Genomic DNA, 13,787 nt, shown 5'->3' with positions numbered 1-13,787 from the left:
GACTGAGTTCTATCAGCTACGCCCCGCGTTCCGCTTCGTTTCTAAGGCCTTTTGCATGTCCGATCCTCGTTACCAGGTCGACGTCAGCGTCGTCACCCGCTATCTGGCAGAACAATCGCAACCCGAGCAAGACCGCTTTGCCTTCGCCTACACCATCACCGTGCAAAACAATGGCCTGCTACCCGCCAGACTGCTTTCACGGCATTGGGTCATCACCGACGGTGACGGCCATGTCGAGGAGGTTCGCGGTGCGGGCGTCGTCGGCCAGCAGCCGTTGATCGAGGTGGGCAAGAGCCACACGTACAGCAGCGGCACCGTCATGACATCCAAGGTCGGCACGATGCAGGGCACCTACCAGATGCTCGCCGAAGACGGTAAGCACTTCGACGCCATCATCGCGCCGTTCCGTCTGGCGGTCCCAGGGGCGTTGCACTGATGGCGACGTATGCCGTCGGTGATGTGCAAGGTTGCCTTGAACCGCTCAAATGCCTGCTCGAGCAAGTGGCCTTCGACCCTGCCCGAGATCGCCTGTGGCTGGTGGGTGATCTCGTCAACCGTGGCCCACAGTCGCTGGAAACCCTGCGCTTCCTCTATGGCATCCGCGAGTCGCTGGTATGCGTACTCGGCAACCATGACCTGCACTTGCTGGCCGTCGGGCAAAACATCGAGCGCCTGAAGAAAGCCGATACCTTGCGTGAGATCCTCGAAGCACCCGATAGCGCGGACCTGCTGGAGTGGGTTCGCCAGCAAAAGCTCATGCACTACGATGAACAACGCGATATTGCCCTGGTCCATGCCGGTATCCCGCCGCAATGGTCGCTGCGCAAAGCCTTGAAGTGCGCCGCCGAAGTCGAAGAAGCCCTGCACGATGACAACCGCTTCGCGCCTTACCTTGACGGCATGTACGGCAACGAGCCGGTGAAATGGAATAGCGACCTCAAAGGCGCCGCCCGCCTGCGAGTCATCACCAACTATTTCACCCGGATGCGTTTTTGCACCGGCGACGGCAAACTCGACCTCAAGGGTAAGGAAGGCATCGACACCGCACCGCCGGGCTATGCGCCGTGGTTCGCGCACAAGGAGCGTAAAACCAAAGGCCTGAAGATCATCTTCGGCCATTGGGCGGCGCTCGAAGGCCAGTGCAACGAACCGGGGCTCTTTGCCCTCGACAGCGGTTGCGTCTGGGGTGGTGCCATGACCCTGATGAATGTCGACACCTTCGAGCGCCTGCAATGCAAGTGTGACGCCCATGGCCACCTTCGACCGGCAGTCGCCACCTCTATTCCCGAACAAACGTCAGCCAGCGCCCCGCGCTAGACTGCGCTTTCAGCCGAGCCACAGGAGCCCGCCATGAGCGAATTCAAACGTATCCCCCCAGAACAGGCCCAGGCCCTGCGCGAACAAGGCGCGGTGGTGGTTGATGTCCGCGACCCGGCAACATTTGCCGCGCTGCACATCACCGGTTCGAAGCATCTGGACAACCATTCTCTGCATGCTTTCATCCAGGGCGCCGATCTGGATGCGCCGACGGTAGTGGTCTGCTATCACGGAAATTCCAGCCAGGGCGCAGCTGCTTATCTGATCAGCCAGGGCTTTTCCGACGTCTACAGCATGGACGGCGGTTTTGAGCTGTGGCGTACGACCTATCCTTCGGAAACGGCGCAAGGCACTTCCGAATAATTATTTTGTAATGCGCAAGCCCCGGCCCCCGTGGGCTCGCGCGATTACAGACGAACGGTCTGCCACAACTAATTACGTATCTTGCCTTTACCTCCCAAATTCCCAACTATCCTTAAGCGCAGGCCATCCAAAACAGGGGAGAGCCGGTACACCGGCGCACGGGTCATCGGGAGTAGCTTTCGGAGTAGTCAGCTCCGGAAGAGTTCTGGGGGGTAAACAGCAACTGCCTGTTCGGTTGCTGCCAGCATCGACTGAGTGATCCGGCGTCGGCTCCACGTATCGAGCGAGGTGACGTCATGAGTATCTTTAGCCACTTCCAACAACGCTTCGAGTCCACGCGCCAGGAAGAACTCTCGCTGCAAGAGTATCTGGAACTGTGCAAAAAGGACCGCAGCGCCTACGTTTCCGCGGCCGAGCGTCTATTGCTGGCCATCGGCGAACCGGAACTGCTCGACACCTCAACCAACTCGAGGCTGTCGCGCATCTTTTCCAACAAGGTGATCCGCCGCTATCCGGCCTTTGAAGACTTCCACGGGATGGAAGAATGCATCGACCAGATCGTGTCGTATTTCCGCCATGCCGCTCAGGGTCTGGAAGAAAAGAAACAGATCCTCTACCTGCTGGGCCCAGTCGGTGGCGGTAAATCATCTTTGGCCGAAAAGCTCAAACAGCTGATCGAGAAAGTGCCCTTTTACGCAATCAAGGGCTCGCCGGTTTTCGAGTCGCCCCTGGGTCTGTTCAACGCCACTGAAGATGGCGCGATCCTAGAGGAAGACTTCGGCATTCCCCGGCGCTACCTCAACACCATCATGTCGCCATGGGCCACCAAGCGCCTGGCCGAATTCGGCGGCGACATCAGCCAGTTCCGCGTGGTGAAACTCTATCCGTCGATCCTCAACCAGATTGCAGTTGCGAAAACCGAGCCGGGCGATGAAAACAACCAGGACATCTCGGCACTGGTGGGCAAGGTCGATATTCGCAAACTGGAAGAGTTCCCGCAGAACGACGCCGATGCCTACAGCTATTCGGGCGCGCTGTGCCGGGCCAACCAGGGCCTGATGGAATTCGTCGAAATGTTCAAGGCACCGATCAAGGTGCTGCACCCATTGCTGACGGCCACTCAGGAAGGCAACTACAACAGCACCGAAGGCTTGGGGGCAATTCCGTTCACCGGGATTCTGCTGGCCCACTCCAACGAATCGGAATGGCACACCTTCCGGAACAACAAGAACAACGAAGCCTTCATCGACCGGATCTATATCGTCAAAGTGCCGTATTGCCTGCGCGTCAGCGACGAGGTGAAGATCTACGACAAGCTGCTGTTCAACAGCTCGCTGGCCAAGGCCCATTGCGCACCCGACACGCTGAAAATGCTCGCTCAGTTCACCGTGCTCTCGCGCCTTAAAGAGCCGGAAAACTCCAACATCTACTCCAAGATGCGCGTGTATGACGGCGAAAACCTCAAGGACACCGATCCGAAGGCCAAGTCGATCCAGGAATACCGCGATGCAGCAGGTGTCGACGAAGGCATGAACGGTCTGTCGACCCGCTTCGCCTTCAAGATCCTGTCGAAGGTCTTCAACTTCGATCCACACGAAATCGCCGCCAACCCGGTGCATCTGCTCTACGTGCTGGAACAGCAGATCGAACAGGAACAATTCCAGGCCGAGACCCGCGAACGCTATCTGCGCTTCCTGAAAGAGTACCTGGCGCCGCGTTACATCGAATTCATCGGCAAGGAGATCCAGACTGCCTACCTCGAGTCTTACAGCGAGTACGGCCAGAACATCTTCGATCGCTATGTGCTGTACGCCGACTTCTGGATTCAGGATCAGGAATACCGCGATCCGGAAACCGGCGAGATCCTCAACCGCGTAGCCCTGAACGAGGAACTGGAGAAAATCGAGAAACCGGCCGGCATCAGCAATCCGAAGGATTTCCGCAACGAAATCGTCAACTTCGTACTGCGCGCCCGTGCCAACAACAACGGCAAGAACCCAACCTGGCTCAGCTACGAAAAACTGCGGGTGGTCATCGAGAAGAAAATGTTCTCCAACACCGAGGACCTTCTGCCAGTCATCAGCTTCAACGCCAAGGCCAGCAAAGAGGACCAGCAGAAGCACAACGACTTCGTCACACGGATGGTCGAGCGGGGCTACACCGACAAACAGGTACGACTGCTGTCCGAGTGGTACTTGCGGGTCAGAAAATCACAGTAACCCGCTGCCGGTCAGACCGGTTGTCGTTAGCCAGAGGCCTGTGTACGCATTTTCTGTTACACAGACCTCTGGGAGGTGTTCGAAAGTCGGTAACGAGGTTCAGGCAGCATCCAGAAGCGCTTGGGGGAGCGTGAACATCCCTCGGCACAGGTCGATGCTGCATAACCGCTCGCCCCTTTCAGGACAGCTTCTAAGGAGCAGTCATGAGCTATGTGATCGACCGACGTCTCAATGGCAAGAACAAGAGCACGGTAAACCGTCAGCGGTTTCTGCGGCGCTACCGTGATCACATCAAAAAGGCCGTCGAAGAGGCGGTAGGCCGGCGTTCCATTACCGATATGGAACACGGCGAGCAAATCAGCATTCCCGGCCGCGACATCGACGAGCCGGTGCTTCACCATGGCCGGGGCGGCAAGCAGACCATCGTGCACCCGGGCAACAAGGAGTTCACCAGCGGCGAGCACATTGCCCGTCCGCCCGGAGGTGGCGGCGGCAGAGGCCCCGGTAAGGCCGGTAACTCGGGTGAAGGGATGGACGAGTTCGTCTTCCAGATCACCCAGGAAGAATTCCTCGAATTCATGTTCGAGGACCTTGAACTGCCTAACCTGGTCAAACGTCACCTGACCGGCACCGACACCTTCAAGACCGTACGCGCGGGCATCAGCAACGAGGGCAACCCGTCACGGATCAACATTATCCGTACGCTGCGCTCGGCCCATGCCCGGCGAATCGCCCTGTCCGGCAGCAGCCGGGCAAAACTGCGCGAAGTCAAAGAGGAGCTCGCCCGGCTTAGACGGGAGGAGCCGGACAACTTCGGCGACATCCAGGAACTCGAAGCGGAAATCGAGAAGCTCAGTGCGCGCATTCACCGAGTGCCATTTCTCGACACCTTTGACCTCAAGTACAACCTGTTGATCAAACAGCCGAACCCGAGCTCCAAAGCAGTGATGTTCTGCCTGATGGACGTGTCCGGCTCCATGACCCAGGCGACCAAGGACATCGCCAAGCGCTTCTTCATCCTGCTGTACCTGTTCCTCAAGCGGAACTACGACAAAATCGACGTCGTGTTCATCCGCCACCACACCAGTGCCCGCGAAGTGGATGAGGAGGAGTTTTTCTACTCCCGGGAAACCGGCGGTACCATCGTTTCCAGCGCCCTTAAACTGATGCAGGAGATCATGGCCGAGCGTTATCCGAGCAATGAGTGGAATATCTATGCCGCCCAGGCGTCCGACGGCGATAACTGGAACGACGACTCGCCGATCTGCCGCGACATTCTGATCAATCAGATCATGCCGTTCGTGCAGTACTACACTTATGTAGAGATTACCCCGCGCGAACACCAGGCCCTGTGGTTCGAGTACGAACGCATCGCCGAAGCCTTCTCTGACACTTTTGCCCAGCAGCAACTGGTCTCGGCCGGGGATATCTATCCGGTCTTCCGTGAACTCTTCCAGCGCAGGTTAGTGACATGACCGCCAAAGAGCAAAAGCGCCAACCCATTTCCACCGGCTCCGAATGGACGTTCGAGCTGATCCAGGCCTACGACCGCGAAATCAGTCGTCTCGCGGCCCGCTATGCGCTCGATACCTACCCCAACCAGATCGAAGTCATCACTGCCGAACAGATGATGGACGCCTACGCCTCTGTGGGCATGCCCCTGGGTTATCACCATTGGTCCTATGGCAAACACTTCCTAAGTACCGAAAAATCCTACAGCCGCGGCCAGATGGGGCTGGCCTACGAGATTGTGATCAACTCGGACCCTTGCATCGCCTATCTGATGGAAGAAAACACCATCTGCATGCAGGCCCTGGTGGTGGCTCACGCCTGCTATGGCCATAACAGCTTCTTCAAGGGTAATTACCTGTTCCGCACCTGGACCGACGCCAGCTCGATCATCGATTACCTGGTGTTCGCCAAGCAGTACATCATGCAGTGCGAAGAACGCCACGGTATCGACGCGGTAGAGGACTTGCTCGATTCCTGCCATGCGCTGATGAATTACGGGGTCGACCGTTACAAACGCCCTTATCCGATTTCCGCCGAAGAAGAACGCCGTCGGCAGAAGGATCGGGAAGAACATCTGCAAAAGCAGATCAACGATTTGTGGCGGACCATTCCAAAAGGCGCGGACAAATTCAGCGACAAGGACAACGCACGCTTCCCCGCCGAGCCTCAGGAAAACATCCTGTATTTCATCGAAAAACACGCCCCGCTGCTGGAGCCATGGCAACGTGAAATCGTGCGGATCGTGCGCAAGATCGCCCAGTATTTTTATCCACAGCGCCAGACACAGGTGATGAACGAAGGCTGGGCCACCTTCTGGCACTACACCTTGATGAACGACTTGTATGACGAAGGCCTGGTCACCGATGGCTTCATGATGGAGTTCCTGACGTCCCATACCAGCGTGGTGTTCCAGCCGGGCTTCGACAGTCCCTACTACAGCGGAATCAACCCCTACACCCTCGGTTTTGCCATGTATCGCGATATCCGGCGGATATGCGAACAGCCTACCGAAGAGGACTACCGCTGGTTCCCGGAAATCGCCGGCACAGACTGGCTGTCCAGCATCAAATTCGCCATGAGCAGCTTCAAGGACGAGAGCTTCATCCTGCAGTACCTGTCACCCAAGGTGATCCGCGACCTGAAGCTGTTCAGCATCCTCGATGACGACCAAAAGGATGATCTGCTGGTTCCGGCGATCCACGACGAAGAGGGCTATCGAACCATCCGCGAAACCCTGGCGGCGCAATACAACCTGGGCAATCGCGAACCCAACATCCAGATCTACAGCATCGACCGGCGCGGGGACCGCTCGCTGACCCTGCGTCACCAGCAGCACGACCGCAAGCCGCTCGGCGATTCCACCGAGGAAGTGCTCAAGCACCTGCATCGGCTCTGGGGCTTCGACATTCACCTGGAAACCCTGCAAGGGGATCAGGTGGTGAAAACCCACCATGTTCCACCCAGAAGCGAACACGGCGAGGGAGACTACGGCCGGCTAGACTTGGCTGTCATTCATCTTTGATCCTGTTTCGGCCTCCGGAAGTTCGACGCAAAGGTTATTCTGTCGGGCTAACGGAGGTTTTTTATGCAGATTTATAAAGTCGGTGGTGCGGTACGCGATCGCCTGCTGGGCAGGCCTGTCACCGATATCGACTGGGTCGTGGTAGGCGCCACCACCGAAGAAATGCTCGCCAAGGGCTTTCGCCCGGTGGGTGCGGATTTTCCGGTATTTCTTCACCCCAAAAGCGGTGAGGAATACGCCCTCGCCCGCACCGAACGCAAAAGCGGGCGCGGTTACGGCGGCTTCACCTTTCACGCCAGCCCCGAAGTCACGCTCGAAGAAGACCTGATTCGTCGTGACCTGACGATCAACGCCATGGCCGAAGACGATCAGCAGAACCTGACCGACCCCTACCATGGCCAGCGGGATCTCGAGGCTCGCCTGCTTCGTCACGTTTCCCCCGCGTTCGCCGAAGATCCGCTCCGCGTTCTGCGCGTTGCCCGCTTCGCCGCGCGTTATGCAGGACTGGGCTTCACCGTCGCCCCCGAGACACTGGCGCTGATGAGGCAACTCAGCGAATCGGGTGAACTGGAGGCACTGACCGCGGAACGCAGCTGGAAAGAAATCGCCCGTGCGCTGATGGAAGACCAACCCCAGGTGTTCATCCAGGTGCTGCGCGAGTGCGGTGCGCTCAAAGTGCTAATGCCGGAAGTCGATGCGCTGTTCGGTGTACCGCAACCCGAGGCCCATCACCCGGAAATCGACACAGGCGTGCATACCCTGAGCGTGCTGGAGCAAGCGGCACAGCACAAACAACCGCTGACCGTGCGCTGGGCCTGCCTGCTGCACGACTTGGGCAAAGGACTGACGCCCGAGGAGGAATGGCCCCGCCACATCGCCCACGAGCACAAAGGCCTGAAGCTGATCAAAGCGATCAACGAGCGCTTCAAGGCACCGAAGGATTGTCAGGAATTGGCACTGCTGGTGGGCGAGTATCACACCCATGGCCACCGGGCTCTGGAGCTGAAACCGTCGACCCTGCTGGAGTTGCTGCAGAGTTTCGACGTCTATCGTCGACCTCAGCGCTTTGAGGAGTTTATTGCGGCGTGCGAGATGGACGCTCGAGGGCGCAAAGGCCTGGAGCAGCGAAGTTATCCACAGGCGGATTATTTGCGCGGTGCGGCGACTGCAGCGCGAAGCGTGGCGGTTCAGCCGTTGCTGGAGAAGGGATTCAAGGGGCCGGAGTTGGGCGAGGCGATCAAGCGCGAGCGGCTCAAGGCGTTGAAGGCTTACAAAGACGCGGCGTCAGCCTGAAAAGCTTCGCGGGCAAGCCTCGCTCCTACAGGTTGGTGCCGTTCATACAATCGACGTCAAACTTGTAGGAGCGAGGCTTGCCCGCGAAGGCGTCAGCAAGATCACAGCAGATTCAAGGGGGTCAACTGCTGGCCACGCCACTCAAAAGCCACCGGCGCCAACACCTGATCGATCCGCGCCTCGCTCCACAAGGTCGCAAAGCTTTTGCCTACGCCCGGATGCACTCTGTCCGGCGCAATCAGCGACAACGGCCACAGCACGAAGGCATTTTTCAGAATCTCTGCCCTGGGCAAGATCAAGCCATCGAAGTTACCCACCAGGTCGCCGAACAGCAGCACGTCGATATCCAGCGGCAAGCCCTTGCGGTCCGGCGCGTAACGGCCGTTATCCGCTTCGATGAATTTCAGCCGTCGATCCAGCTCCATCAACGGTAGATCGGTATAGGCCGAGACCACAAAGTTGAAAAACGGCCCGCTCTTGATCCCCACCGGCTGGCTTTCGAACACCGCCGAGCAGCGCATATCCACCAGGAAACCCGCCAGGGCGTCCAGGCCAGCCTGCAAATGGGATTCGCGCTCGATGTTGCTACCGAGCCCGAGGTACACCTGAGTCAGCGACATCCGCGCTCGATCTCCACACCCACGCCCTTGGCCGCCGGAACGGCACCTGGCTTAGTCAGCTTGAGGTGCATCCAGGTGATCTTGAACTCACTCATCAGCACTTCTGTCAGACGCTCGGCAAACGTCTCGACCAGCTGGAACTGCGCCTGCTCGGCAAAAGCCTGGATGCGTGACGAAACGCTCGCGTAGTCAAGCGCCAGGGTCAGGTCATCACCAGCAGCGGCCGGACGATTGTCCCAGGCGAAGCTCAGATCAAGTCGCAGACACTGTCGGATGCCTCGTTCCCAGTCGTAGGCACCAATCACGGTGTCGACTTCCAGGCCCTCGATAAACACTCTGTCCAAGCACTTCTCTCCGCTGCACGACAAGGGCGCAATGCGCCGTTAGAATCAGGGCGTCCTCGCCCGGAATAGTTAGCATGTTTTGGTCACTGGCGATTTTCGCCTACCTGCTCGGCTCTCTGTCCTTCGCCATTTTGCTCAGCCGCCTGACCGGTAACCCCGATCCGCGAATGAGTGGCTCGGGCAATGCCGGTGCCACCAATATGTTTCGTCTGGCCGGCAAAAAACTCGCCATCCTGACCTTGCTCGGCGACCTCTGCAAAGGCCTGCTGCCAGTGCTGGTCGCAGGTGCAATGGGCCTTTCACTGCAGGAACAGGCCTGGATCGGCGTCTTCGCCGTCATCGGTCACCTGTTTCCACTGTACTTCCGCTTTCGCGGCGGCAAGGGTGTCGCCACCGCGGCCGGCATGCTGCTGGGGCTCTATCCACCCGCTGCGCTGCTGGCGGTCTGTGCCTGGCTGTTGACGTTCTACCTGACCCGCACCAGCTCACTCGCCGCCCTGATTGCCACACCCCTGACCCTGCCGCTGCTCGCCTGGCAAGAACCGGCGGCACTGCTGCCCATGAGCGCACTCACGGGGCTGATCGTCTGGCGTCATCGCGGCAATCTACGCGACCTGTTTGCCGGGCGCGAACGGCATTTTTAAATACCGCACGTGAGCGCCACTCATCACAGCGCCGACAACTGCTCCATCGGCCAGCGCGCCTGCACGCTGATTGCCAGGCTTTCGTGCTGACCGGCCCGCAAGCGCTGGCAGCCGGCAAACGCAATCATCGCACCGTTGTCGGTGCAGAACTCCGGACGGGCATAAAACACATCGCCCCTCATGTCGCCGAGCATTTTTTCCAGTGACGTACGCAACGCCTTGTTGGCGCTGACGCCGCCAGCGATCACCAGACGCTTCATGCCAGCCTGTTTCAGGGCACGCTTGCACTTGATGGTCAAAGTCTCCACCACGGCCTGCTGGAACGCCAGCGAGATGTCGCAACGGGCTTGCTCGCCGTCGTCCCCGGCGCTGACGCATTGCTGCCAGGTGTTCAAGGCGAAGGTTTTCAAACCGCTGAAGCTAAACGCCAGGCCCGGACGATCACACATCGGACGCGGGAAGACGAAACGTCCGTCAACGCCTTGCGCCGCCAGACGAGCGATCTCCGGACCGCCCGGGTAATTGAGGCCCATCATTTTTGCAGTTTTGTCGAACGCTTCGCCGGCGGCATCGTCGAGGGTCTCGCCCAAGAGCGTGTACTGACCGATCCCATCGACCTGAACCAGCTGCGTATGACCGCCCGAGACCAACAAAGCGACGAACGGGAACTCCGGTGGCTGCGGCTCCAGCATCGGCGCCAGCAAGTGACCTTCCATGTGGTGCACGCCCAGTGCCGGGATACCCCAGGCAAAAGCCAGCGCCTGCGCGCAGGAAGCCCCTACCAGCAGGGCTCCGACCAGGCCGGGGCCGGCGGTATAAGCGATGGCGTCGATCTCGGTCGGCACGCAGTCGGCCTCCGCCAGCACCTGACGGATCAAGGGCAGCATGCGTTTGACGTGATCGCGCGAAGCCAGCTCCGGCACAACGCCGCCATAAGCGCGATGCAGGTCGATCTGACTGAACAGCGCATCGGCCAACAACCCGCGTTCACTGTCGTAAAGTGCGACACCGGTTTCGTCGCAAGAGGTTTCTAATCCCAGTACTAGCATGGGTTTGCGCCTTGTAGAGGCTGAATTCGAAGGCGCGCATAATAGTCGTCGCGTGATGCCCCGACCAGCGGTTTTCGATCAGAGGCTTTGCATTCCGAGCGATGAGGGGTTAACATCCGCAACCCTTAAAAACCGACGTCTTCAAGTGCTCTTTTGCCGCGAGGATGTTGACCCCGGTAATGAATGAAGGTAGCTCTGGATGCCAGCCGTCAAAGTTAAAGAGAACGAACCCTTCGACGTAGCTCTGCGTCGTTTCAAGCGCTCCTGCGAAAAAGCCGGTGTACTGGCTGAAGTTCGTAGCCGCGAATTTTACGAGAAGCCTACTTCTGAGCGTAAGCGCAAAGCAGCAGCCGCTGTTAAGCGTCACGCCAAGAAAGTACAGCGCGAACAGCGCCGCGCCGTTCGTCTGTACTAATACACAGACGATCGTAGCAAGCTTCTGCCAAGCCCGGCCCTCAGCCGGGCTAATGGCATTTGCGGACAACGCTTGATGCTTCACCGTCAAAGCCGCAGACGCGACCGAGACAAACCTGCTTCACAGCGTCAGACCTGGCTCTTTTGCCAGCGGTGCACGTCTTTTCTGACGAGCCTTTCAAGGCTACTGACGAGCACACCCACTGATTCCTCTCACGACGATCAGCCCAAGGCGCCTTCTTGCGTGCCCGCTTATTGAGCTATCCGAGGCCATAGATTGGCCGTCGCCGGACTCAGCGAAACACTTTCGAATAGTCGAATGCTGATTGGTACTAACGTCAGTGGATTTTCGGCAGATACACTTCCCGACAGCGATTACGCAGACGACACCGGTCGAGCCGCACACCCTGCGCGCCTCAAACAACGACCTGCGTTCGGCCGCACTTCGTTTCGGGTCCATTTCAGCGCAGATGACGAGAACGCCATGGCCGGGCTAATTCCCCAGAGCTTCATTGACGACCTTCTGAACCGCACCGACATCGTCGATGTGGTCAGCTCGCGCCTGCAAATGAAAAAGGCCGGCAAGAACTACACTGCCTGCTGCCCATTTCACAAAGAGAAAACCCCCTCCTTCAGCGTCAGCCCCGATAAACAGTTCTATTACTGCTTCGGTTGCGGCGCTGGCGGTAACGCCCTCGGCTTCATCATGGACCACGACAACCTGGACTTCCCCCAGGCGGTCGAAGAACTGGCCAAAGCCGCCGGCATGGAAATCCCCCGCGAAGAAAGCGGCCGACCGCACAAACCGCGGCAGCCCACCGATTCGCCGCTGTATCCGCTGCTCACCGCTGCCGCCGATTTTTACCGCCAGGCCCTGAAAAGCCATCCGGCGCGCAAAGCGGCCGTGGATTACTTGAAAGGTCGTGGATTGACCGGCGAAATTGCTCGGGATTTCGGCCTCGGTTTCGCTCCGCCCGGCTGGGATAATCTGTTCAAGCATCTGAGCAGCGACACCCTGCAGCAAAAAGCCATGATCGATGCCGGCCTGCTGGTGGAGAACGCCGAAACCGGCAAGCGCTATGACCGCTTCCGCGATCGCGTGATGTTCCCGATCCGCGATAGCCGCGGGCGCATCATCGCCTTCGGTGGCCGGGTACTGGGCGATGACAAGCCGAAATACCTGAACTCACCGGAAACCCCGGTTTTCCATAAGGGCCAGGAACTCTATGGCCTTTACGAAGCGCGCAAGAACAACCGCAACCTCGACGAAATCATCGTCGTCGAAGGCTACATGGACGTCATCGCCCTCGCCCAGCAAGGCCTGCGCAATGCTGTGGCAACCCTGGGCACCGCCACCAGCGAAGAGCACTTGAAGCGACTGTTTCGCGTCGTGCCCAACGTGCTGTTCTGCTTTGACGGCGACCAGGCCGGCCGCAACGCCGCGTGGCGCGCACTGGAGGCGACGCTGCCGAGCTTGCAGGACGGACGGCGTGCACGCTTTCTATTCCTGCCCGAAGGCGAAGACCCGGACACACTGGTCCGCTCCGAAGGCACTGACGCCTTCCGCGCGCGGATCAATCAGCATGCACAGCCATTGGCCGATTATTTTTTCCAGCAGCTGACCGAGGAATCGGACCCGCGCTCGCTTGAAGGCAAGGCCCACATGGCTACCCTCGCCGCGCCACTGATCGACAAGGTTCCGGGCGCCAACCTACGCATTCTGATGCGCCAGCGCCTGACCGAAATTACCGGGCTCAGCGGCGAAGCCGTGAGTCAACTGGTGCAAAGCGCACCTCAGGAAGCACCACCGGCGTACGACCCGGGCATTGATTACGACGCCATGCCCGATTACAGCGACTACCATCAGCCGCAGGCGCAAGAGATGTATGTGCCGCAGCAGGAGTGGACGCCGAAAAAACCCGGCGCTGGCGGTAAGAAATGGGACAAGAAGCCGTGGGACAAGAACGGCAAACGTGGCGGCGATCGCGATCAACCGCGCGCGCCACGGGTACCGGCTGCTGTAGAGCCACCCACCCTGGCCGCCTTGCGCACGTTGCTGCATCACCCGCAACTGGCCGAAAAAGTCGAGGATGCCGGGCACTTTGCGGCCGAAGACCACACTAACACGCAACTGCTGGTCGCCCTGCTCGAAGCCGTACAGAAGAATCCCAAGCTAAACTCATTTCAACTGATTGCGCGTTGGCACGGCACTGAACAGGGCCGACTGCTGAAAGCGCTGGCAGAAAAGGAATGGCTGATTGATGGAGATAACCTTGAACAACAGTTTTTCGACACCATTACTAGCTTGTCAGCCCGCCAACGCGAGCGAAATCTGGAACAACTTCTTCGAAAAGCGCGTCAAAGTGAGTTGAGTGCCGAAGAGAAAAATCAACTGCGCGACCTTTTAAGCCGCAATGTTTGCGCATCAAACCCGACCTCAACTGGCGCGTGAGGTCATAGCTCAGGTATAATCCTCGGCTTGTTTTTTGC

General features: G+C 58.9%; 13 protein-coding genes. 10 read left to right on the top strand and 3 right to left on the bottom strand.

The features are described from left to right. The first annotated feature begins 55 nt into the window (after positions 1 to 55). The 7 genes from apaG to AC1DQM_RS11975 all read left to right on the top strand — a co-directional run bounded on the left by apaG (position 56) and on the right by AC1DQM_RS11975 (position 8,226). Positions 56 to 436, top strand: a complete 381-nt coding sequence (gene apaG / locus AC1DQM_RS12005) for a Co2+/Mg2+ efflux protein ApaG (RefSeq protein WP_018928850.1) — start codon at positions 56 to 58, stop codon at positions 434 to 436. Beyond that, entirely contained in the window at positions 436 to 1,317 is an 882-nt protein-coding gene (locus AC1DQM_RS12000; RefSeq protein WP_477746228.1) for a symmetrical bis(5'-nucleosyl)-tetraphosphatase, read from the top strand. Before apaG ends, AC1DQM_RS12000 begins: the two co-directional genes overlap by 1 nt. Before the next feature lie 33 nt (positions 1,318 to 1,350). Then, positions 1,351 to 1,680, top strand: a complete 330-nt coding sequence (gene glpE / locus AC1DQM_RS11995; RefSeq protein WP_018928848.1) for a thiosulfate sulfurtransferase GlpE — start codon at positions 1,351 to 1,353, stop codon at positions 1,678 to 1,680. 296 nt (positions 1,681 to 1,976) lie between these two features. Further along, complete coding sequence (locus AC1DQM_RS11990) at positions 1,977 to 3,899, top strand: PrkA family serine protein kinase (protein ID WP_007904259.1); 1,923 nt, start codon at positions 1,977 to 1,979, stop codon at positions 3,897 to 3,899. 203 nt (positions 3,900 to 4,102) lie between these two features. Beyond that, a complete protein-coding gene (locus AC1DQM_RS11985; RefSeq protein ID WP_018928847.1) occupies positions 4,103 to 5,374 on the top strand; it encodes a YeaH/YhbH family protein in 1,272 nt (423 codons plus the stop codon). Further along, positions 5,371 to 6,933 (top strand): SpoVR family protein, encoded by a 1,563-nt coding sequence (locus AC1DQM_RS11980; RefSeq protein WP_018928846.1) that lies wholly within the window; start codon positions 5,371 to 5,373, stop codon positions 6,931 to 6,933. Before AC1DQM_RS11985 ends, AC1DQM_RS11980 begins: the two co-directional genes overlap by 4 nt. 63 nt (positions 6,934 to 6,996) lie before the next feature. Beyond that, complete coding sequence (locus tag AC1DQM_RS11975; protein ID WP_477746227.1) at positions 6,997 to 8,226, top strand: multifunctional CCA addition/repair protein; 1,230 nt, start codon at positions 6,997 to 6,999, stop codon at positions 8,224 to 8,226. A gap of 101 nt (positions 8,227 to 8,327) precedes the next feature. Here the strand turns inward: AC1DQM_RS11975 and folK are convergent, their stop codons facing one another. Then, positions 8,328 to 8,846, bottom strand: coding sequence for a 2-amino-4-hydroxy-6-hydroxymethyldihydropteridine diphosphokinase (folK, locus tag AC1DQM_RS11970; protein ID WP_477746226.1), 519 nt, complete (start codon positions 8,844 to 8,846; stop codon positions 8,328 to 8,330). Further along, complete coding sequence (folB, locus tag AC1DQM_RS11965; protein WP_018928843.1) at positions 8,837 to 9,190, bottom strand: dihydroneopterin aldolase; 354 nt, start codon at positions 9,188 to 9,190, stop codon at positions 8,837 to 8,839. Before folB ends, folK begins: the two co-directional genes overlap by 10 nt. 74 nt (positions 9,191 to 9,264) lie before the next feature. On the opposite strand from folB, the gene plsY reads away from it, so the two are divergent. Next, positions 9,265 to 9,834, top strand: a complete 570-nt coding sequence (gene plsY / locus AC1DQM_RS11960; protein WP_018928842.1) for a glycerol-3-phosphate 1-O-acyltransferase PlsY — start codon at positions 9,265 to 9,267, stop codon at positions 9,832 to 9,834. A 23-nt stretch (positions 9,835 to 9,857) separates the two neighbouring features. Here plsY and tsaD read toward each other — a convergent pair whose 3' ends face one another. Next, on the bottom strand, positions 9,858 to 10,883 hold the full coding sequence (gene tsaD / locus AC1DQM_RS11955; RefSeq protein WP_018928841.1) for a tRNA (adenosine(37)-N6)-threonylcarbamoyltransferase complex transferase subunit TsaD: 1,026 nt from the start codon (positions 10,881 to 10,883) through the stop codon (positions 9,858 to 9,860). Between the two features lie 199 nt (positions 10,884 to 11,082). Between tsaD and rpsU the strand changes: the two genes are divergently transcribed. After that, positions 11,083 to 11,298 carry a 30S ribosomal protein S21 gene (rpsU, locus tag AC1DQM_RS11950; RefSeq protein WP_002551877.1) on the top strand — a complete coding sequence of 72 codons (216 nt, stop codon included), beginning with the start codon at positions 11,083 to 11,085 and terminating at the stop codon, positions 11,296 to 11,298. Positions 11,299 to 11,781: 483 nt separating this feature from the next. Further along, the gene (gene dnaG, locus AC1DQM_RS11945) at positions 11,782 to 13,749 is read left to right on the top strand and encodes a DNA primase (protein WP_018928839.1); all 1,968 of its coding nucleotides are present in this window, start codon (positions 11,782 to 11,784) and stop codon (positions 13,747 to 13,749) included. Positions 13,750 to 13,787 lie beyond the last annotated feature (38 nt).

Source organism: Pseudomonas sp. 01L34, assembly GCF_056400265.1.
The sequence above is the reverse complement of the archived record's forward strand: the minus strand, read 5'-3'. Positions and strand labels throughout refer to the sequence as shown.